Annotated in this window: 18 protein-coding genes; 3 read left to right on the top strand and 15 right to left on the bottom strand. The window is 42.9% G+C overall.

Annotated features, from left to right (window positions below):
- Positions 1 to 14: 14 nt before the first annotated feature.
- From murQ to PQ578_RS02120, 6 genes are all read right to left on the bottom strand, one after another.
- Complete coding sequence (gene murQ, locus PQ578_RS02145) at positions 15 to 920, bottom strand: N-acetylmuramic acid 6-phosphate etherase (RefSeq protein ID WP_273831992.1); 906 nt, start codon at positions 918 to 920, stop codon at positions 15 to 17.
- Between the two features lie 4 nt (positions 921 to 924).
- Positions 925 to 1,980, bottom strand: coding sequence for a DUF871 domain-containing protein (locus PQ578_RS02140; RefSeq protein WP_273833228.1), 1,056 nt, complete (start codon positions 1,978 to 1,980; stop codon positions 925 to 927).
- A 22-nt stretch (positions 1,981 to 2,002) separates the two neighbouring features.
- Positions 2,003 to 3,403, bottom strand: a complete 1,401-nt coding sequence (locus PQ578_RS02135; protein ID WP_273831991.1) for a PTS transporter subunit EIIC — start codon at positions 3,401 to 3,403, stop codon at positions 2,003 to 2,005.
- Between the two features lie 236 nt (positions 3,404 to 3,639).
- Complete coding sequence (locus PQ578_RS02130; RefSeq protein WP_273831990.1) at positions 3,640 to 4,911, bottom strand: exo-beta-N-acetylmuramidase NamZ family protein; 1,272 nt, start codon at positions 4,909 to 4,911, stop codon at positions 3,640 to 3,642.
- 63 nt (positions 4,912 to 4,974) lie between these two features.
- Positions 4,975 to 7,062, bottom strand: coding sequence for a glycoside hydrolase family 3 protein (locus PQ578_RS02125; protein WP_273831989.1), 2,088 nt, complete (start codon positions 7,060 to 7,062; stop codon positions 4,975 to 4,977).
- A 24-nt stretch (positions 7,063 to 7,086) separates the two neighbouring features.
- Positions 7,087 to 8,766, bottom strand: coding sequence for a serine hydrolase domain-containing protein (locus tag PQ578_RS02120; protein ID WP_273831988.1), 1,680 nt, complete (start codon positions 8,764 to 8,766; stop codon positions 7,087 to 7,089).
- Between the two features lie 442 nt (positions 8,767 to 9,208).
- Between PQ578_RS02120 and PQ578_RS02115 the strand changes: the two genes are divergently transcribed.
- From PQ578_RS02115 to PQ578_RS02105, 3 genes are all read left to right on the top strand, one after another.
- Positions 9,209 to 10,195 carry a tripartite tricarboxylate transporter substrate binding protein gene (locus PQ578_RS02115; protein WP_273833227.1) on the top strand — a complete coding sequence of 329 codons (987 nt, stop codon included), beginning with the start codon at positions 9,209 to 9,211 and terminating at the stop codon, positions 10,193 to 10,195.
- A gap of 62 nt (positions 10,196 to 10,257) precedes the next feature.
- Positions 10,258 to 10,707, top strand: a complete 450-nt coding sequence (locus tag PQ578_RS02110; protein ID WP_273831986.1) for a tripartite tricarboxylate transporter TctB family protein — start codon at positions 10,258 to 10,260, stop codon at positions 10,705 to 10,707.
- A gap of 33 nt (positions 10,708 to 10,740) precedes the next feature.
- On the top strand, positions 10,741 to 12,240 hold the full coding sequence (locus tag PQ578_RS02105; protein WP_273833225.1) for a tripartite tricarboxylate transporter permease: 1,500 nt from the start codon (positions 10,741 to 10,743) through the stop codon (positions 12,238 to 12,240).
- Positions 12,241 to 12,306: 66 nt separating this feature from the next.
- Here PQ578_RS02105 and PQ578_RS02100 read toward each other — a convergent pair whose 3' ends face one another.
- From PQ578_RS02100 to PQ578_RS02060, 9 genes are all read right to left on the bottom strand, one after another.
- Positions 12,307 to 12,999, bottom strand: a complete 693-nt coding sequence (locus PQ578_RS02100) for a response regulator (RefSeq protein ID WP_273831985.1) — start codon at positions 12,997 to 12,999, stop codon at positions 12,307 to 12,309.
- The gene (locus tag PQ578_RS02095) at positions 12,992 to 14,599 is read right to left on the bottom strand and encodes an ATP-binding protein (protein ID WP_273831984.1); all 1,608 of its coding nucleotides are present in this window, start codon (positions 14,597 to 14,599) and stop codon (positions 12,992 to 12,994) included. Before PQ578_RS02095 ends, PQ578_RS02100 begins: the two co-directional genes overlap by 8 nt.
- Before the next feature lie 164 nt (positions 14,600 to 14,763).
- A complete protein-coding gene (locus PQ578_RS02090) occupies positions 14,764 to 15,693 on the bottom strand; it encodes a nucleoside hydrolase (RefSeq protein WP_273831983.1) in 930 nt (309 codons plus the stop codon).
- 76 nt (positions 15,694 to 15,769) lie between these two features.
- The gene (locus PQ578_RS02085; protein WP_273831982.1) at positions 15,770 to 17,050 is read right to left on the bottom strand and encodes a serine hydrolase; all 1,281 of its coding nucleotides are present in this window, start codon (positions 17,048 to 17,050) and stop codon (positions 15,770 to 15,772) included.
- Between the two features lie 12 nt (positions 17,051 to 17,062).
- The gene (locus tag PQ578_RS02080) at positions 17,063 to 18,250 is read right to left on the bottom strand and encodes a phosphopentomutase (RefSeq protein ID WP_273831981.1); all 1,188 of its coding nucleotides are present in this window, start codon (positions 18,248 to 18,250) and stop codon (positions 17,063 to 17,065) included.
- Between the two features lies 1 nt (position 18,251).
- Positions 18,252 to 19,406, bottom strand: coding sequence for a YhfX family PLP-dependent enzyme (locus PQ578_RS02075; protein ID WP_273831980.1), 1,155 nt, complete (start codon positions 19,404 to 19,406; stop codon positions 18,252 to 18,254).
- 50 nt (positions 19,407 to 19,456) lie between these two features.
- Complete coding sequence (locus PQ578_RS02070; RefSeq protein WP_273831979.1) at positions 19,457 to 20,551, bottom strand: aminotransferase class V-fold PLP-dependent enzyme; 1,095 nt, start codon at positions 20,549 to 20,551, stop codon at positions 19,457 to 19,459.
- Between the two features lie 2 nt (positions 20,552 to 20,553).
- On the bottom strand, positions 20,554 to 21,471 hold the full coding sequence (locus tag PQ578_RS02065) for a phosphotriesterase family protein (RefSeq protein WP_273831978.1): 918 nt from the start codon (positions 21,469 to 21,471) through the stop codon (positions 20,554 to 20,556).
- Positions 21,472 to 21,485: 14 nt separating this feature from the next.
- Positions 21,486 to 22,781 (bottom strand): YhfT family protein, encoded by a 1,296-nt coding sequence (locus PQ578_RS02060; RefSeq protein WP_273831977.1) that lies wholly within the window; start codon positions 22,779 to 22,781, stop codon positions 21,486 to 21,488.
- Positions 22,782 to 22,788: the final 7 nt, after the last annotated feature.

Below are 22,788 nucleotides of genomic sequence, written 5' to 3'. Positions count from 1 at the left end.
CATATCCTCTCAGTCTAGCTCGGCACAACAGCAGATTCAATTGCTTTTCTTAAGTGACCATCATACCTTTCTAACGTAGCGTGAACCGCTTCACCTGTTAATCCTGTTAATAAGGAAAGAATAGCCGCTTTAGTTGAGCCATATTTTTCTAACGATTTTTCAGCCTCTTCGATCGATACCCCTGCGATTTCAGCGACAATGTTCTTTCCGCGCTGCACGAGTTTCCGATTCGTCGGCACAACATCAACCATTAAATTGCTGTAAACCTTACCAATTTTAATCATGGAAGCGGTTGTCAGCATGTTCAGGACAAGCTTCTGAGCCGTTCCCGCTTTCATACGCGTTGATCCTGTTACGACTTCTGGCCCTACATCCGCAACGATACTGTAATGGGCCACTTCCTCCATTTTCGAGTGACGACTACAAGTAACCGCACCAACCGTAGCACCTACTGTTTTCGCGTACGCCATGGCTGCTACTGTATAAGGCGTTCTTCCACTTGCGGCGATACCAACAACCACATCGTTTGAAGTAAGATTAAGCTTCTTCATATCCTCTACGGCCTGTTCTTCATCGTCTTCTGCTCCTTCAAGAGCATATTGAAGCGCCTGATCTCCTCCTGCAATGACGCCGATCACCTGTTCAGATGGGGTGCCGAACGTAGGTGGACATTCTGATGCATCAAGAACACCGAGCCTGCCACTCGTTCCTGCCCCAACGTAAATTAAGCGACCGTCCTTCTGAAAAGCCTCGACAATTTGATCAACGAGTTGTTCAATGATAGGCAACGATGCTTTAACGGCTCCTGGTATCACATGATCTTCTTGATTTATCACGTGAAGAATTTCATACGTTGTCATTTGATCAATCCTGAGTGTGTTTTGGTTTCTTCGCTCAGTCTGGATGTTCGTTAAATTCATTTCATTAATTCCTTTCATCTGTAGCATCATTTTTCAAACGTAAGTCAAAGGGCTGCGACGCCCCGATCCATTGTAAAAGCGGCAAATCAGTTGGTGTTACATTTCCAATTACGTTCACTCGATCATCTGACGGAAGATCGCGTTTTGTTAGCTGGATTTCACCGGCATAGCGGCCATAGTTCACGTTATCAATCGTCACCGCCCCACATTTTCGTTCCATCGAACTCATGGGCTCAGGACGATCATGAAAACGTCTGGAAGCCGCGGAACGAATCACATCTCGAGCTGGATCAGGTCGATTTTCATGACGACCTGCGACGTGGAATCTATCAAACTGTGCATTTGAATTCTCCACTTCAAGTGGAATTACGCCCTCTGAAAGAAGTAATAGTTTACGAAGCTGATCGTCGCTAATCGAAATATCCCCAACCAGCACGTGGTCCACATTGTAGTGATAAAGAAGGTCAGCGCAGGCGATGTGCGGTGGCACGTGGCGATGTTTCTCAAGTGTTGGTAAGCCCGCATAGATAGGTCCTCTCAGCTGTCCATCTCCAGGAATGAATGCCATCGTTTGGATGCCGTATTCTTTAAATAATCGATTTCTCTCAGAAAAGAATTCCTCATCAAGTCCCGTTTCAGGACGTGGGTAATAGTTATGCCAAGCTTCGAGATTTCGAATGTTTGCACCTAATTCAATCCACCGCTTGATTTCTTTTCTTGTCACGGTGCTTGCATTAAGACCAACTTTCATCTTTTGAGACAGTGAAACGATTAAGTCATCAGTATACCCGTAATCAGGCCGAATTCCACTCAATCCCCACTCTAGTAAATCTTCATAGTTCTCAATTCCTAAAAAGGTGATGGAGTGAGGCGAGATGTCCGCCACTAACTCCATCTTAAATTTATTTGCCAAACGACCAAGCTCTTTTAAACGAGTTTGATAGATCGTGTGATCGTCTTCTGGTATATGTAAGGAAGTGAAAAGCACCTTCACTCCGAAAGACTGCGCTTTTTCTAACTTCCCTTCCATATCACCATCACTTCCTAGATAGATAGACATTCCGAGCACTTTGGTACCTCCTCTATGCAGCTGTCGTCTTTGATACTCCTTTATCAATCGCTACCGTCATCTCTTCTTTAAATCCGAACAGATACGTGAAGACAAAGCCAAAGAAGTACGCCACGACAAGGGAAATAATGTAGTAAAGGATTTGATTTGAATTCACAAGAAAAATGAGCGGCAAGCCGGATACGCCAATTGCGATGGTCGCAACTTTAAAGAATGCAGCAAAAGCGCCTCCGATCGCTGCACCGAGACATGCTGTGACGAACGGGCGGCCAAGTGGCAATGTCACCCCAAAGATTAGTGGCTCTCCGATACCTAAAATCCCAACTGGTAATCCTGCTTTAATGACTTTTCGAAGCTTCTTATTTTTTGTTTTAAAATAAATCGCGAACGCTGCTCCAACTTGACCGGCGCCTCCCATTGCAAGAATCGGAAGCAATGGATCATCACCAATCGTGTTAATTAATTCCATATGAACGGGCGTTAGTCCCTGATGGAGACCCGTTACGACAAGCGGCAGGAACGTTCCTGCAAGAATCAATCCTGAGAAAATACCTCCAGCGTCAATTAATCCTAATAGTCCTTTTGTAATCAAGTCTGAAACGAATCCGCCGATCGGCTGAAGCACGATTAACGTCGCAAACCCTGTAATTAACACCGAAATCGTTGGCGTTACGATAATATCAAGAGAAGAAGGAACGAAGCGACGCACGCGACGCTCTGTCCAGGCCATGAAAAAGGCAGCAAGCATAACACCAACTAAGCCACCGCGACCAGGAACGAGCTGTTCACCAAAGAGCGTTATATCCGCAAGGGCCGGGTTAATGATCAGAATACCTGCAATCCCACCTAGTGCAGGGGTTCCACCAAATTCCTTAGCAGCATTAATCCCGACGAAAATACCAAGATACCCAAACAGTCCCCAACCAATGAAATTAAGAATCGATACGATTGACGTTTCGGGATCGACACCTGATCGAATGACGATGTTCGTAATTCCGGCAATTAACCCTGAGGCTACGATCGCTGGAATAAGCGGAATAAAGATGCTGGCTATTTTTCTTAAAAACAATTTGAAAGGCGTAGCGTTTTTTTGCTTCAAATCTGATTTTGTTTGAGCTGCAAGTCCTTCAAAAATGTCTTCATTATCATCCAAATCCTCAGCTTCGACGCCACTCATCTTAGAAACTTCTTCTGCTACCTTCGTCACAATGCCTGGTCCTAAAATAACCTGAACCGTTTCAGCCTCGACAACACCGAGCACGCCGTCAATTTCTTTTAATTGTTCAAGATCTACTTTTGACGAATCAATTGGCGTTACGCGAAGTCTCGTCATACAACTTGTTATTGATTGAATATTCGATGGCCCACCGAGAAGAGGTAAAATCTCACTAGCTAAGCGTTCTTCTTTTCTCACAAGCTTTCCCCATTTCTTCTGATGATTTCATGACACGTCTCAATATCCTTCTTCCGCTATGTAATCAGCTCACTGCTTCCTAATGCGTAAGCGATCCTCCCCTCACAACATCGATGTTTTATATTGAATTTTCTAATAACTTTAGTTTAACAAGTTTTATTTAATAATGTAAGTATTTTTGTGAAGTTTTATTACATATAAAAAGCACTCGCCATTTTCACGAGTGCTTTGAACCCTTAGTAAAGCAAGTAACCTTCTCTTACTTCTTTAAAATTTTCAAGATCTTCTTCCCACTGCTGCTGCATTTCTTCGACGCTTTCGCCATTTTCAATCGCTTCTCGAATCCAACCGTTTCCTACGAGAAGATCAAAGAACGAAACGCCAGCGCTATTTTCTGCACGGAATTCGAAATCTTCTGGGTAAAGATCATGAATGGTTTTAACAAGACTAAGGCCTGTTGTAACTGGTTCAAATGCTTCCTTATCCGTTACGTGAATTTGCACGCCGTGTGTTAATTTGCCAGCGTGCTTCGAAAAAGAAGGTGTAAAAGAAGCGGCTCTAAAATCTACGCCTGGAAGCTCAAGGGCGTTCAACTCATTGGCAAGCTCTGTTGAATTAATAAACGGTGCACCGATTAGTTCAAATGGCTTTGTCGTTCCGCGACCTTCTGAGACGTTCGTTCCTTCAATTAAAGCGGCACCTGGATAGACGAGTGCTGTATCAAGCGTTGGCATATTTGGCGATGGAAGGACCCATTCGAGAGGCGTGTCATCATAGTACATGTCCCGCTTCCACTTATCCATTTCAACAACAGTCAAATTAGCGCCAATTTCAAATTCTTCATTAAAAAGTTGAGCAAGCTCTCCTACCGTCATACCGTGGCGAAGTGGAATTTCATATTTTCCAACGAAAGAAGAGTACTCATCATTAAGTACAGGGCCTTCTACCGCTTCACCACCAAGAGGATTCGGTCGATCTAGTACGATAAATTCAATGTCATTCTCAGCAGCGGCCTCCATCGCGTAAGCCATCGTGTAAATATACGTGTAGAATCGCGTTCCAACGTCTTGAATATCAAAGAGGAGCACGTCAATTCCTTCTAGCATTTCAGGAGTAGGCTTCTTTGTAGCGCCATAGAGACTATAAACAGGAAGTCCAGTTTCTTCATCGATATAATACTCCACGTATTCTCCGGCCTGCGCACTTCCACGAACGCCATGCTCTGGACCGTAGAGCGCTTTCAAATCAACATCAGCGTCATTGTGTAATAAATCTACGATACTGTTAAGCTCTTGATCAACACCCGTTGGATTTGTAATGAGCCCAACGCTTTTCCCTTCGATCAACTCTTTCTGATCTTCAAGGAGCACTTCCACACCAAGCTTGAATTTTTTCTTATTTTTATCATGACCATACGCATTTCCTTTGCCATTGTTATCAGCGAGTGCCACTGACAAAGATGAAAGGACAAGCACCATTGTGACAAGCATAATCATCCACTTTTTCATATTCCGAACGCCTCCCCATTTTTTTAATCGGGAAGAAGCAGCGCTTCTCCCCGATCACCATTGTTAGTACGTTAACCCATGTCCAAAATTATAAAGGATGCCACCTGTTTCCCCTGGAATCGTAATCGGTAGCTTTCCTGTTGGTGCATTTTCACCAAAAATAGTGGCAGCTGTTGCTTCAAAACTCGCTGTTCTAAAACCATACTGTGTGAGGTAGCTATCAACATCCGGATACGCCATAATGTCATATGGATTCCGAATGCCAACGGCTATAACAGGTGCGTCTACTTCATTCATAATGGCGTTAACCATCAGCATTTGCGGATGCTCAGGTGAACGTGTTCCAACACTGTACGTGTACGTTCCTACAATAATTTGATCGGCAGAAGCAATTGTTTCACGCTGTTCGTCCGTTAACGTGTAGCTGGAATTTGCTTCAATCACTGTCGTATTCGCATGCTGTGCTTTTACGGCGTCACCTAGCGTAGACACAAAACTTCTCCCAACCACGACAACGTGATCATCATCATTTGCATTAAGCGGTAAAACATCCTCATTTTTCACAAGTGTGATCGACTTGTCAGCAGCTTCTTTCTCAACCGCTTTATGCTCGGCTGATCCAACTGTTTGAAGCGCTTCTTGAATTTGGTCTTCTACATCAATAGGATGCTCAGACTTGATAATTCCTCTGTTCACTTTTAACGTTAAAATGCGTTCAACAGACGCTTCAATGCGCTCTTCAGAAATGTCACCAGATTCCACCGCTGCATATAGTCCTTCCGCAACTTCCTGAAGACCAACAGGCATCAAGACGATATCCGTTCCTGCTTTTACTGCGCGAATCGCTGCATCGACAGATCCGAAATGATCTTGAATCGCGCCCATGTTCATCGCATCTGTCGTAATGACGCCTTCATATCCCATCTCATCGCGCATTAATTCGGTTAACACTTTGTGAGAAAGCGTGGCAGGAAGCGAAATTTCCGTTCCATCTTTTTTCGAGATCACTTTCGTATCATCAATTTTCGGGAACGTCACGTGAGCGGTCATGATCGCGTCGATCCCAGCTTCCATCGCCTTTTGGAACGGATAAAGCTCTACTTCCATAAGGCGATCTTTGTCATAAGGAACTTCAGGCAGGCCGAGGTGAGAATCTACAGCTGTATCACCGTGACCAGGGAAATGCTTTGCCGTTGCCGCTACGCCAGTTTCTTGAAGTCCTTTTGTATAAGCAATCCCGAGATCAGCAACAAGCTCCGGATCTTCTCCAAATGAACGAACGCCAATAACAGGGTTATCTGGATTGTTGTTCACATCCATATCAGGTGCAAAGTTCATATTGATTCCAAGAGAAGCTAGCTCTTCTCCAATCGCATGACCGACTTTTTCCGAAAGCTCCGGTGAACGCGTTGCGCCAAGCGCCATGTTCCCAGGCATGTCGGTTCCAGACTGAAGACGCGTAACGATTCCGCCTTCCTGGTCAATTGTCATCAGCATGCCGTATTTTTCAGAAGCCTCCTGATAATCAGCGACTAGCTTCGTTGTTTGTTCCGTTGTTACGACATTCTCTCGGAATAAAATCACACCGCCGAGGTGATACTGTTTGATCTGTGCTTCGATTTCTGGAAGCATCTCAGTGACATTTTGACCATCCCAGTTTCGGTAATCAGGCATCAGCATTTGACCCACTTTTTCTTCCATCGTCATGCCCGCAATCGCGTTTTCAATCAGGTTGTATTGCTTTCCTTTTTGCTTAACAATCGCTGGAGCTGACGCTTTTTTATCTGATTTATTCACTTTGTAATCAATCGCAATGCGGTCGCTGCTTTCGCCATCAGAAACACTAATGAATGTGCGGCCACGCTGACCTGTTAGGGTTACTTGACCATCATCATCCACTTTCGCAACATTCTTATTCGATGACTTCCATGTAAGGTTCTGCTCTGTTTTCATAAAATGACCGTCTTCATAAATGTGGAGCGGATGAAGCGTCATTGTTTCTCCATCAAATGCCGCACTTACTTCAGGAACGTTTTCCATTAAAATTAAGTGTGGCGCACCTTCTGCACCAGCCTTTGGCAGCCACATTTGTGAAAACATCATCACAAACGCCAATATCCCGACAACGATCCGTTTACTTCGTGCTTTCATTTTACCCCTCCTGTTTGTTGAAAATTAATAAGCTCGCTTCACCCAGTCATTGCTTGTGAACGAGATTTTCTGTTGATCGAGTTTGGCATCATCAACGTACCATCCGCGCTTATTCGTTGATCCGTCTGTATGATAAGTAAAGCGAATTTGTGTCGTATTCGCTGGAATCGTAACTTCTTCTCTTTCCCAACTTTCGCTCGCGCCAGTTAGCGACGCTACCTCTGTCCATTTCTCGCCATCCTCAGAAACCTCAACTGTTCCTGTATCATAGCCTTCCTCCATTTGATACCATGTATCAAACGCGAGCGTGGTTTCTTCTTTCACATCAACTTCAGCCGTTAAATGTTTTGACTCGTTATTACCATAGCCTGCAAACCACGGATCTGCCTTTTTATCCATCGCAACTGGAATCGCATCCGCTACTTGTCTCGCAAATGCTCGTCTCGTTGGTGACGTTGAAACTGTTTCGCGAGTAGGATGCACGCGGTTCGTTAACAGAATCGCAATCGTTTGATTTGTTGGGCTCACAACGATCGACGTTCCAGTATACCCGGTATGCCCGAGCGTAGTGCTTTCAGATAAAGCATCCATAAACCAGCCCTGCTGAAGCTCCCAGCCAAGTCCATGATCGTCTCCAGGGAACTCTGGAATCCGGTTCTCCGTTAAAAGTTTGACAGTTGCCGGCTCAAGAATCCGCGTTCCGCCGTAGCGTCCTTCCATCAAATACATATGCGCAAATGTCGCGAGGTCCGATGCCGTTGAAAATACACCGGCATGACCAGCTACTCCGTCAAGTGACCAGGCGCTCTCATCGTGTACCTCGCCCCAAACGAGTCCTCGGTTCGTCCACGGCTGGTATTCGGTTGCGGCGATTCGTTCTTTTAATTCAGCAGGCGGGTTATACATCGTATCGTCCATGCCAAGCGGCTCTGTGATTTCCTGCTTTACATACTCATCGAGACGCATACCTGAGAGTCTCTCAATCAAAGCACCAAGCGTAATCATGTTCAGGTCGCTGTATGTATAGTCTGTTCCTGGCGCTGATTGAAGTGGGTATTGAAAGACATACTCTAAGCGATCCTCTCGATCTTCTCCGATTGTGTAGAGGGGAATCCACGGTTTAAATCCTGAGGTGTGGGTCATGAGCTGTTCGATCGTAACGTTTTCTTTTCCATTTGCCGCAAATTCAGGAATGTACTTCGCAACGGGATCATCTAACTGAAAAGCCCCATCCTCATAAAGCGTCATCGCCGCCGTCGTCGTGAACAGCTTACTAATAGAAGCAAGATCAAAAATGGTATCCTCGCTCATCGGAATCGGAATGTCCATTTCAGTAAAGTCACCATCTGTGTATTGAGCCGAATAACCGTATGCTTCTTCCTTCACGATATGTCCTCTTCTTGCAACAAAAGCAACAGCGCCAGGCATTACTTGGTCATCAATAGCATTTTGGAGTAAACCGTCAATCTCTTGAAGCGGTTCTTCACGCATTCCTGCTCCTTTGTATGAGCCAGGGTGAAGAACAGGAGAGGTTGGTCCCGGGTTGTCCCAAGAAAAAGCGGGGTGAGCTTTTCTCGATTGATGCATGTTAACCTTTCCCTCTTTTTCGATTGTCGGACCGGGTGCAGCTAATCCTGATCCAGGGGCTAAAAGTGACGTTCCAAGTGCCGTAGTTAGAAGCAGCGACAGCGTTTTTCTTCTCATAGTGCCCTCCTCTTTTTAATTGAATACAGCTAAATGAATGACTCCTCCCTTTTCAAATGAACCAACATTCAGAATATTCTATTCAAATCGTAACCTCTTCCTTTATAGTCGTCTATACCACTTAAGTCATGGATTACCAAAAAACAGCGTCATTTATAGACCATTCCGCATAGGTCATTGGAATGAATTTGAAGTATTGTAACAATCAATTCAAGATTAATTTGTAGCTTTATTTCAAAACTTGTGAGAATTCGGGTGGTGACAGGCACTTGCGGTTTTTTCGTAAACTTTATGATCAAAATGCCCAAAATGAAATAAAACTAACTTATTTCCGTTTTCTTAAAACGGATGGAATGATCAGGTATATTTAGTTTAGTTAATTTGAAAGCGATTACATAAACGGGAAGGGGTTTTAGAGTTGAGACAAAGAAAGAATTTGTTCATGTCTCTTTTGTTGGGGAGTGCACTTCTATTAAGTGCTTGCGGAAGTAATGAAAGTTCAGGAAGCTCTGCATCGAATGGTGAATGGAGTCCTGATAAGCCAATTGAAATGATTGCGCCAGCAGGAGCAGGCGGTGGATGGGATACAACAGCACGAACAATCTCAAAAGTAATGGAGAAAGAAAAGATTATCGATAAACGGATGGCTGTTGCCAATAAACCTGGAGGCGGAGGTGCAGTTGGTTGGTCCTATGTAAATAAGAAAGGAGGTAACCATACGCTTTTCGTCACATCCCCACCAATTTTGTTTGTTCCATTAAATGGCCAATCTGAACTTGGACACAATGATTTTACCCCAATAGCAGGCGTAATTGCAGATTACTCCGCGTTTGTTGTACCAGCTAATTCACCATACGACAGCATGAATGACCTTGTCGATGCTCTAAAAGAAGATCCAACTTCGATTTCAGTTGTCGGGGACTCTTCTCCTGGAAGTATGGATCATATGGCCTTTGTAAAAGCGGTAAAAGCTGCTGGTGTAGATATTAAACAACTAAAATATGTTTCTGCTCAGGACGGCAGTGGAATGAGCATGCTCCTTGGAAATAAAGTCGACGTTTATTCAACTGGACTCGCTGAAGCAACGGAACAGGCACGTGCTGGTAAGGTGAAAGTCCTTGCGATTACTTCTCCTGAGCCACTTGAAGGTGAAACAGTATCCGAGTTTCCAACGCTTAAAGAACAAGGAATCGATGACGAATTCATTGTTTGGCGAGGCATTATGGGGCCAAAAGATATGGACCCTAAAGCAGCAAAATTTTATGAGCAGGCTGTCAAAGACATGATGGAAACAGATGAATGGAAAACGCAACGCGATAACTTTGGATGGAATGATAAATTTATGTCTGGTGACGAATTTAAAGAATTCCTTGATCAAGAATACAAAACAATGGAATCACTTCTAAAGGAAGTCGGTTTAGCAAAATAAGAGGTGAACGAAAGGTTAGCCGTTGCTAACCTTTCGTATCTATAAAAGGCAGGTGACTCGTTATGCTAGCTAGTGTTGAACGGAAAGTAGCCATTGTTTTATTCGTATTATCGATTTTATATCTCTTCTCTAGTTTTCAGCTACCAGCTTTCCCATACGCCATCGTAGATGCTGACGCTCTTCCGAAAGGACTGGGATTTTTACTCATAGCCCTTTCGATTTTACTATTTGTCCAGAACCCTGTTGAAGATCGAAAGAAAAGTGACATTAAAAAAGATGAAGTATGGATGTTGCTTGCGGTTGCAGGTCTTATCTTCGTCTATATACTCTTATTTGAGCTCCTAGGATTTGTCGTTATTACGATTCTATTCCTGCTCGTTACATCTCGTTTACTTGGTTATACAAAGTGGAAAACGCTGATCGCAGTTTCAATCGGATTTACGCTCGTGCTCTATTTTTCATTTAACTACTTACTTCAAATTTATTTACCACAGGGGATCCTTCCCTTTTAGAAAGGAGGCAATATCGTGGATACGATCTCAAATATGCTATACGGCTTTCAAGTCGTTTTAACCTTCCAAAACATCATGTTTGTTTTCATTGGGGTGCTAGCCGGAACTTTAATTGGAATGCTTCCTGGCCTAGGTCCTATTTCAGCAATCGCTATTATGATTCCGCTAAGCTATGGCATGGATCCCGCTTCCGCTCTTATTCTTATGGCAGGGGTTTACTATGGAGCGGTATTCGGTGGATCAACCTCGTCCATTTTATTAAATGCACCAGGAATATCAGGAACTGTCGCCACATCATTTGACGGTTATCCGCTCGCCAAACAAGGTAAAGCTGGTAAAGCACTTGCCATTGCTGCTATTTCATCCTTCGCCGGAGGTACCGTAAGTGTTGTGGCTCTTATGTTAGTTGCACCTCTTATGGCCAGCTTTGCCGTCTCATTCGGACCGACTGAATATTTTGCCCTCATGTTACTCGGTTTAACAGCGATCGCGAGCTTGTCTGAAGGCTCAACGGTTAAGGCGTTAATTTCAGCAACAATTGGTTTAATCATCGCTACAATCGGCGTTGACCAACAGACAGGAACGCAGCGTTTTACTTTTGGGAACCCAAACCTGCTTGAAGGAATCGACTTTTTGATTATTGCTCTCGGACTTTTCGCACTTGCAGAAGTTTGCTCATTAATCCTCTCGAGGAAATCAAAAATGATGGATGGAAACTCCAATGTTGGCTCTTTAAAAATCACGAAAAAAGAAGCAAAAGAAATCTCCGGACCGATTGCGCGTCATTCTGTGCTCGGATTTATTCTTGGCGTTCTTCCTGGCGCAGGCGCTACGATCGCTTCTTTCATGTCTTATATCACAGAGAAGAAGATTTCAAAGGACCCTTCATCTTTCGGAAAAGGAAATATTAAAGGACTTGCGGCACCAGAAACATCTAATAATGCTGCAACGAGCGGGGCTTTTGTTCCTCTTTTAACACTTGGTATTCCAGGCTCTGGAACAACTGCTGTTCTGCTTGGTGCCCTCCTTGTTGTCGGTGTGCAACCTGGTCCATTGATGCTGACCGATCATCCCGACGTTTTCTGGGGAGTTATCGCAAGTATGTATCTTGGCAACCTTTTCTTGCTAGTATTGAACCTACCGCTTATTCCGTTTATCGCTCGGATTCTTTACATTCCAAAAGCGCTCTTAATCTCGCTTGTTATTATCTTCTGTATGATCGGGGTTTACGGAGTTAGCTTCAGCACCTTTGATCTGTATCTTTTACTAGCATTTGGGGTCATTGGATTTATTATGAGACTTCTAAACTTTCCAGCAGCACCGCTCATCCTCGCCTTTATTTTAGGAGGAATGATGGAGCAATCATTTAGACAGGCCCTAACGATCTCGAACGGAAGTTATCTGACGTTTTTCGATAGTACAGTTACGATTGTACTCCTTACTCTCTCACTCCTATCTCTTACGCTTCCTTTTATAAAAAGCAAACTTAGTAAAAGTGCAGCGGAAGATGAGGAAGAACATTTAGCATCTTAGAACACAAAGCCGCTTCTGAATTCACATCTTCTTAGGAGAAATGAATTCAGAAGCGGTTCTTTTTTTCTATTCTTCGATGGAATGATAGCGTCGTTCAGGACGCCCTACTGTTCCATAAGACAAATCAGCGTCCACCCTTCCAAGCGAAACCATGTATTCCAAATACCTTCTCGCTGTCGTTCTACTGCAGCCCATTTCACTTCCCACTTCTTCAGCTGTCATGCCTTGAGGCCTATGCTTCACAAGCACTTCCGTTAGCTTTGATAAGGTTAAAGGATCAATTCCTTTTGGAACAACTTGAGTCGAAACTTCAGCACGTGTCCCCTGCCTTGTAAATAAGTGATCCACATCTTCTTGACTGACTACTTTTTGATGATTTACTTGTCCACTTGTCTTTTTAAATTTTTCAAGAGTTTGTTTGAAACGATCAAAGATTACCGGTTTAATAATGTAATCAATAGCCCCGCCGCGAAGTGCTTCCTGAACCGCCTCAATTTCTTTTGCAGCAGTAATCATCATGACGTCCGTTTCCTTGTAATTTTCACGAATGTGCCAGAGCAAGCTAAGTCCGCTTTCTTCAGGAAAAAAGATGTCGAGTAAGACAAGGTCTGGTTCTATTATTTCAAGAAGTTCCTTCCCTTCTGAAATGCTTGAAGCAACGCCTATAACAACATAACCTGGTACATTTTCAGTAAACTTTTGATTGATTCTAGCGATGCGATGATCATCCTCTACAATCAATACTTCGATATCAGACATTTCTTTCTTCCTCCTTAGGAATCACAACAGTAAACGCTGCTCCTCCGTAACGACCTGTTGAGATGGTGAGATATCCACCTAAATAATTCAGAGCATTTTTTACAAGTGAAAGTCCAATTCCACGATCTTCTCCCCTTTTACTACTGATCCCTCTTTCAAAAATTCGTTCTATCTCCTCTTCCTTAACACCATTTCCTGAATCTTCTATTTCAAAAATCAAATCTTTTCCTAGATCCGTCATAAACAAATGGACAACCTTCTCTCCACCCCGCTTCTCAAGGGCAGCATCCATCGCATTATCAAGTAAATTACCGACAATCGTAACGAGTTTTTCTTGTTCTAGCCACTCAGGGAAATTACTCATACTACTTTCCTCATCAATTAAAAATTGAATATGTAACTCATGAGCCCGGTTATATTTACCTAAAAGCAAGGCTGATAGAATCGGATTAGGCACAGCCTTCACCAAAAGCTGGACAACCTCTTGATACCCAATCGCTTCTTTATGTATTAAGTCAATTGCTTCATCATAAGCACCTAACTGGATTAACCCTAAAATGGTATACAGCTTATTGGCGTATTCATGCGTTTGAGAGCGAAGAACATTCGCATAGCTTTGAACTTGTGAAAGTTCTCGTGATAACGCCTCAATTTCTGTTTTCCTTCTAAAGCTAGAAACAGCGCCTGTAATTTCACCGTTCTGAATGATTGGAATCCGATTCACAATCACATGATTATGACCAATAGTGATTTCTTGATCATACTCTGCCTTTCCAGAACGTAATACTTCTGGCATTCTTGTATTTGGAAGAACGGTGACGATATCTTCTCCTTCCAAACTTTCATCTTCACTTCGATTTAACATACGATGAGCTTCTTGGTTAGCAAGGGTAATACCGCCGTTCTCATCAACCGCAATAATGCCTTCTCTGATCGTTTGAAGAATCGTATTTCGCTCTAGAAACATAGCTCCAATTTCTGATGGTTCGAGACCAAAAATAGACCTTTTCACATTCTTCGCAATAAAAAAACCACCTGCTATGCCCAGCAATAAAATCGTACCTATTAAACTCATAACCTTTAACTCAAATTGATCAACTTTTTGTTCAATATCTTCCGTGAGAAAACCAACCGAAACGATACCGATAATATTTCCATTTTCGAAGATAGGTGTTTTTCCTCTAAGGGAGGACCCGAGAGATCCTTCTGCTTTTGAAACATACGATTCCCCTCTTAGCAGTGCCTGTTGGCTATCCCCACCTACCATATGCTTTCCAATGCGATCAAGTATCGGATGAGCTACACGGATCCCTTTCTTATCGCCAACCACAATAAATTCAGCTCCAGTCTTGGAACGAAGATCCTCGACAATTGGCTGAATGGTTTCAGAAGGATTTTCCGACTTCATCGCATTGACTACTGCCGGCATCACTGCTACAGATTGAGCGACATTTAGAGCCCGCTCCCCCATTTGTTCCTCAACACTTGTCGAATATAAATGCGTAAAAATCAAACCAAGAATAAACAATACTGTAAGTAATAATGCCAATATCATTAACGATAGTTTCGTCTGAAGAGAAATTGATTTCATCCCGCTCATGTATTCGCTTACACTTCCTGACTGAATTGTCTTACTATTATTCTAACGATGACCATTGAAGAGCACAAGAGTAAGAGATTGTACTAGCTAATACAAAAGGAAGGGAATCGCATCCCCTTCCTCCTTTCATTCGACAATATTTGAGCAATTCCGGGTGGTGCCTGTCACTCCCTCAACGCACTAAGCAACAACCCCCAGAACTTCTCCTGATCAATACCACGCGCAAACTTCACGTTTGGCTCTCTTCCCGTTACATGAAGACGATCCACACAGGTGGTGCCGTATGTAAATTCTCCCTTCGTCTCAATATCCACACGAACCGTCTCGAATTCAAAAATCGATTCATCGACTAAATACGCAATCGTGCACGCATCATGAATCGGGGCTCCTTCAAAACCAAAAACATCTTTATAGGTTTTGGTGAAATAAGCAAGAAGTTCTCCAACAAATTCAGAAATGGGACTGCCAATTGAAGCGATTTGCTCAAGTATAGCTGGAGTTGTGATTGCCTGGTGCGTCACATCAAGACCAAACATGGTAACGGGAACGCCGCTGTTAAAGACCAGTTCCGCCGCCTCTGCATCAACGTAAATATTAAACTCAGCCGTAGGCGTCCAATTACCAAACGTGCCTCCGCCCATCAGAACGATTTCTTGAATTTTTTCAACGATCGCCGGTTCTTTTTGAAGAGCTAATGCGATATTTGTGAGCGGACCTGTCGGAACAAGCGTAATCTCACCATCCGAAGCCAACAAACGCTCGATGATAAAATCGACCGCATGCTGATCAATCGCCTTTTTTTGCGGGACTTTAGGTAACTGTGGTCCATCTAGTCCCGAGTCACCGTGAATATCGGGCGCAAATTCACGCACTTTTACAAGCGGTTGCTCGGCCCCTCGTGCAACAGGTACATCCAGTCCTAACAAATCACACACTTTCAGCGCATTCAGCGTCGTTTTCTCAACTTCCACATTTCCAGCTACCGTTGTAATGCCTTCAATCTGGATTCGGTCACTTGAAGCTGCGAGGATAATCGATATTGCGTCATCGTGACCAGGATCACAGTCTAAAATCACTTTTCTTTTTTCGCTCATGCAGCATTGCTCCTTTTAGGTAAAATGGAAGAACCCTGATTGGCTCCAATTTTGGAGGGGAGTCAGGGTTCGTTTGTTATTGGATTGAATCATATACGATATTCGCGATTTGCTTTGAAAGTCCTCCAGTACTTGGATAAGAACCAGTCTCAAGAGGGCCATTGTTTTGCTTATTTGTTAAAACAATAATTTGAAGATCATAAACAGGATCAAAAATCACTTGTGTTCCTGTAAAACCTGTATGCCCGAAAGCCTTTTCTGAATGCATATCGCCCATGTACCAGCTTTTATCGAGCTCCCAACCATACCCCTGTCCATAACGTTGTGGCTGTGTAAAAGAGTCAATTACTTGGTTATCATAAAGATTTACTTTTCCGTAACTCCCACCATTCAACATTACCTGTCCAAGCACGGCAAGATCTCGTGCCGTGGAGAATAAGCCAGCGTGTCCAGCAATACCTCCGTTTGCATAAAAACTATTTCCGTCATTAACTTCTCCAATAAGTGTATGATTTCTCCACCTTTCGAAATCCTCAGCCCGCTCTGGAACGTTGTAGCCGAAATTTGGATCATCGACCATTTTATATTCAAAAGGGTTTCCCCATGAGGTAGCTGCTATTTTACGATCAAGGTGATCTGAAGGAGTAAACATCGTATCTTTCATTTTCAATGGCTCATAAACATTTTCTTGCAGGTAATCATTAAGTCGCTCTCCGCTTATTTCCTCAATGATAAAACCGAGCATCATAAAGCTAAAATCACTATAGCGACGATCGGTTCCGGTTTCGTATTCGAGTGGGAGGGCATTGATATAGTTTAGAACTTCTTTTGAATTCTTAGCATGAAAATAAGTCGGCTGCCATGGAGTTAAACCAGACGTGTGTGTTAGTAGGTCTGCGATTGTAATATCATCTTTTCCATTAGAGGCGAAATTGGGAATATAGTTGGCTACACGATCATTTACCGATAATTCTCCATCACTGACAAGCTTCATAATCCCTTGCGTTGTCCCCATAACCTTAGTTAAAGAGGCAAGGTCAAACATTGTTTTCCTTTTCATTTTCCTTGGATTTTCTAAGAGCATACCCATGTCATATTTTTGGGCATCTCCATAGGCAGACTCTTTTACAACCTTACCACTCTTCGCCACAAGGACCACGGCTCCAGGAGTTATATCAGCAATGATAGCTTCTTGCACTACATCATCAATTTCCTCAAGTGTAGTAGCATCCATCCCTACACTCTTCGGATTACCATGACTCAGCTTCTCTCCTTTAGAAGTAGCTGACGCTGTGGAAAAAAGAGAGAGATTCAACAGAAGAACCATGATCAGCATAATAACAATTCGTTTTTTCATACATGCTCCTCCTTAGTTATTAAGAATTTGATTAAGAAAGCTCGTACCTGCTTCAGTGGATTCAATATGAAAATAATCACTCAAGGTTGCGCCTATATCTGCCATAGTATTTCTTGTCCCAATTGATACCGCTTTCACTTTAGGGCCAGTAATCATAAGAGGAGTATACTCTCTTGTATGTTTGGAGTGTCCGATCGTAGGGTCATTTCCATGATCAGCCGTTACGATTAAAATATCATCCTCGTTAAGCAAAGGAATAAACTCTTCCAGCCAATTATCTACTTCTTCAAGAAGTGATGCGTACCAATTCGTATCTTCTGCATGACCAGCAAGGTCCGTTTCTTGTACATTCACTAAAAAAGCCCCATGCTTTTCTTTACTAAATGCTTCTTTTAGTTGTTGAAGCACCTCCGTTGTATTCACAATAGAATAGGCTAGGTGCTTTCCTTCGAGCACATCTGCTGTTTTTCCAATTCGATAAACTGGAATTTTAGATTCAGCTAGGGTTTGGAATTGTTTTTGTACATTCACACCATATCCCATGTGACGAACGTGATAGTCTTCCCCATACACGCCTGCTTTAGGGCTATCAATTCCCCACTGTCCAGCTACCCCATTTTTCACTACTGATAGAAGTTGCGCGATCGAAGTATGAGGACTACCTAATGTAATCACTCGGCTTGTATCAACGACTTCTCTTACAACACTTCCTACTTTAAGCGCATACTCAAAAGAAACTTTTGTAAGGTCTGCCGTAACATTAATAATATTCCCAGGTGTGGATTCAATGTTATCTGCAACAATGATTGCATCGTCAACTAACAATATTGGCAAATCTTCAAAAGGATAAGTTACTTTGAAATTTTTCCTTAGAAGACTCGTAACTATAGACTCATGAACATCTTTCATCAAACGTTTGGCGGGACGTTTTGGAAGACTTCCTACGATCTCCTGATGTCCCATGTAAGTATCTGCACCGTGATGAGCTAGTCTTGATTTTCCATAAGCTCCTTTTGGTATCCCTGTTCCATCGACTAGCTGATTAAGACCTAATGAGTACATGGTTGGAATGGAAATCGCAACTTTATTTCGAATATGCTCGTACGTATTTGCTACACAGTCCCCTGGTTCATAGTCATCACAATCATCCATTGCGCCAATCCCAAAACTATCAAGAATGAGCACTACCATACGTCCCATCCTATCCTCTCCTTTCGAAATGAACGATTTCTGGAACACCATCATGTAACCCACGCACAAGAGCGACGTTCGCCCTAGTCACAAACACTTGTGTCCGAAAAGCATAGATTGCTGTATCACCGATTGATACGGGCGATCCTTGTTCGAGTCTTCCATAGTAATCAATGTACTGAGAATTAAGAGACTTTCCTTTCAAAAAAGTATCAAAAATATGTTCAGGGGAGCTTCCGACATAGGCACCGGTCATATTTCCTCGTTCATAAAACCCTCCTCCAATCACATAGACGTATTCCTTGTCCACATGAGAGATTTCAGAGACATAAATAATAGCAGGATCCTCAGGAAGCTTTCGAACCGCGTGAAGTGGTGTAGTACCTGTCAGAGCATGACCCGGTTCCCCATGCGTAATACCGGCTTTTTGAAGCATTGGAATGGTTGCTGTACTTGTTGCACTCGGCCCATTGACCTGTCGAATATGGAATCCTGATGCTTCAAGTGTTTCTTTTGCAGAGAGAATGGTTTTCAGATTTTCTGTAAATCGTAACTCTTCCTCCTCTTTATCCATTAGCAACAAAGGAAAAGAAGTAACGCCCATCACTTCAATGCCATCTAGTTTCTTAAGCTCTGGAATAGCTGATTGAAGTTCTTCTAACTGAAAGCCTCCCCATTGCCCAGGGTAAATAGTATCGGATGAATGAATAACTCTTAGAATAACATCCTGTTTTTTTCCTAGTTTCATAGCTGCCTCTGACACCTGTCTTGCTCGCTCAATCGAAAAGACTGTAACAACCTCTGGTTCGAAGCTAAGAATTTCATCCCACTGATGTTTGCCAGGTTGAACGAGGTGACCCACATTACCAATTTTGACACCTGACTGATGTAAGCGGAAAGCTTCTTCAAATTCAACGGCAACAGCTTTTTCGATTCCATGTTCTGCAATCCAATTTCCAAGTTCACCAATACGGCCAAGCTGCTTACTCATAAAATACAAAACAAAATCGTTTTCCTTAGCAGCCTTTGCCATGCTCCTAACATTTTTGGCTATTGTGTCAAGATCGAGAACATACGTATTAGGGGGAATAAGCCCAGATTGGTGAAGGCGTACTCCCGCTTTTATGAGCTCTGGATTTCTCTTCTTTGTTAGTGAAAGAAACAATGTAGTAGCCTCCTAAACGACAGCGTATAAATCTTTTGTTAACTGTTTCATTACTCTTCTCGCAAAGCTTCTTGAAGAATACGGATAACAGTCTCTGCTCCAGCTTTCATTGGGTTAATACGTAAACCGTATTCAAATAATTCTGGTGTACTCTCAAGGAAACTACCAGATACTCGATAAATCATTGGAACGAGTTCAAACCGTGATTCGGCACCAACTGGATAGGTTGCTGCTCCAAATGTCTTACTGCGCTCAATTACTTCTTGAGCAACCGGCTCCTTTAATTCAACAATGACATTCTTTGATTGAGAATTTGTAATATAAGCCTCTTTCACTCCATACACTTCACCTTTGTTTAACAACTCACACAAAATTTCAACTTGCTGACTCTGAATCGCTAACGAGACCGGGGCAAAAGGTAATGCCCTAAGCAACTCCATCGCTTCTGGCCCTTGAACCTGGCTACCTCCAGAATAATTACGCTGCTGAATGGTATCGATTGCACTCTCTCCTACCACCACTCCAATCCCTTCAGGACCTAGTAGCTTAAATCCGGAAAAAGTAGAGTAATCCGCACCGACTTGGACCCCAATGTAAGGCATTTTCAAGGCACAATAATTGTCATCAACCACTACAACCATTTCAGGTTTGATCGTTTTAACTAACTTAATCACTTCTCTAAGATGATAAGTGTCACTCGGTTGCTGTCTTGCGTGTTGGATATAGAAAACCTTTGCTTCTGAAAATGTAACATTCTGTTTAAGAGCATCGAAATCATTAAAATCAACTTCTTCAGTTCGTAATCCAAGCATTCGAATCGTTTCTTTCGTTGTCATATAAATAGGTGCCGAGTGAATGATCATCGATTCTCCCGGTTCTAAGAGAGCACTTAAGAGAGAGCGAATGGCACCAGTACCCGATCCTCGCACAAGTACCGCTTGATTAGCTCCAAATACATTCGCCATCACTTTTTCAACTTTCGCAGTTGTTCTAGGACGCTTATAGATCGGATGCACACCGCGATCACCATCCTGGAACATTTCATTATCCTTAAATTCTTTCGTAATAAAATCGACAATTTCAAACTGCTTTTTTGTTGCTTCTTCAACCGACATCTGAGGTATGACAGATTCCTGATATCTCAATGTTATGCGCTCCCCTTTCGACTGAAAGCATGCGCTGGGTTGTCAATTAACATCATCCGGATATCCTCTTCAGACAAACCAACTTCTTTTAAGCGAGGAACAAATTCATTGAGAACATAGTCATATCCAATACCACCGTGCTTATGCCAATGTGACTTTCTTGTTAAATCAGCAGATAATAAAATCTGCTCACCATATCCTCTTTCAATTAGAAGACAAATCGTTTTAATTCGCTCTTCATCAGGTCTATAATTAATTTTGCCAATGGTATCAAATCCTACAAACGCCCCCGCTTCCACAACAGCAAGTACTCGTTCATCATCTTGATTAAGGTCTTGATGCCCCACAATCAATTGGTTCATTGGCAATCCAAGAGCAGAATAAAGTTCAACTTGCTCGACTCCCATCGTTCCGAGCGTTGTATGTGTGGTGAGCGGAAGCCCCGTTTCCATTGCTGCGATTCCTGCCCCAGTTAAGAGTTCTTGTTCAATAGGCTTGATCTCATAATGACTGCTCCCAATTTCTCCAATAACACCAGGGTATACGTCTGTTCCATCAATCCCATTCTTTATTTCATCGATCATGTGTTGTGCAAACTGATCACGATTCCATTTTGTTGCTTGATCTGGGAGGAATGGGTCTTTATAAAACCCTGTACTTGCGATAAGATGCACACCGGTTGCTTCGCTTAACTTCCTAAGGAGAGTGGCATTACGTCCCATTCCGTCGTTCGTAACTTCAACCATCGCCTGCCCACCTGAAGCTTTAAAGTAGCGAAGTTCTTCTTCCATTCCACCTATATCATCAAGAATAGTGTCGGGATCTTTTTTAATTCGTGATAGGTCAATACAAAGGTGTTCATGAGCTGAACACACCCCGAGCTCTGTAGGATCAATTTGCCCTCTAACCGTTTGAATCATCTTAGCTCCTCCTTCTACTGTGGTAGTTGCATAAGTCCAAGAACGACAAGAATGTTCGCCAAAATCCCAACTGCGATCGCGCCAATCGGTCCTACAGCCATTCTCACAATTGGTCGGCCCGCAATCTCATTTAACAAATAAAATCCTGCAATGATAAAGAACCCGAGGCCAGGAGCAATAGCATTAGCTGCGTTTGCACCACCAATCAAAAGAGCAACTTCTAAAATTCGACTCATTGCGGTACGAATATTTTCTCCTGATTGACGTACACCAGGATATTTATCAAGAAAACGAGCAATCTGGCTTAGTAGCATTACCTCTAGAAAAACAGTAATAGTTCCAATAATAGCTGCAACCCATACATTTGGAACAAGTAATCCAACGACGAAAATGATCGTAAATCCAACTGGACTATAAACACCTGTTGCAATCGCCGTACTAGCAACTAGAGGGATAAATCCAAGTGCACGAGCTCCAGCAGCAATAGCAGCATCTGTTATTTTTCCGTCTGCAATTAAATTTAAAGATATTGGATCTCCAGCCATAATCAAAAGGTTAGTAGCCGCAGCAATAAGCCCACCCATAATCATGAAATAAACGACATGCTTTTTAATGCGATCGACTCTCTCACTGAAAACCGAAGCAAGATCAATGCCGCTTCCGTCCCCTTCAGGTTTTTGACGTACAGCATATGTAATTAAGAAAATCATTCCAGTAATGAGAGCCATTCCTTCTTGATTTAACGTAACCGTCGTATCACCAAAAGTCATGGCACCGCTTTCATTTAACCATACAGCTAACTGCCGGATAATGGCTGAAGTGATAAACGTCAGAACACCTTTTTTAACACTGAATTGCAATGCCACAGCTAGAGCTGGAAATGCCATGAAGGTTACCACGACAGGCGACCCGACTTGGCCCATTGCATCTAAAAAATTTAATGGCAGTTTTTCAAATAAAGTGACAAATCCTTCTAGTCCAACTAATAAACCTGCTCCATATGCTCCACCTACAATTGCTGCAACAGGCGTACCCCATTTATTTCGTGGGGTGATCAATCCAATAATATCTGTTCCTAGCAAAATGCTATGGATAAGGATAATGCTTGCTGTAATGGTAAACGGAATCCCGAAACCAACAACTAGTCCAAAACTCATAGCAAAAGCAGTTAAACCAAGTTCTTTACGCCCCATTCGCCCTTCCGTATTTTCAGGTACAATTGGTCGTAAGCCATCGTTAAAGACAGCCAAATTCAAATTCGCAAGAACAGCTGCCATAGCCCCTATTAAAATTACGAGAACCATTTCCATGTAATGA

Origin of the sequence: Guptibacillus sedimenti (assembly GCF_028610665.1) — a bacterium.
Taxonomy (GTDB): Bacteria; Bacillota; Bacilli; order Bacillales; family Guptibacillaceae; genus Guptibacillus; species Guptibacillus sedimenti.
This window is presented reverse-complemented; position numbering and strand designations above follow the sequence as displayed.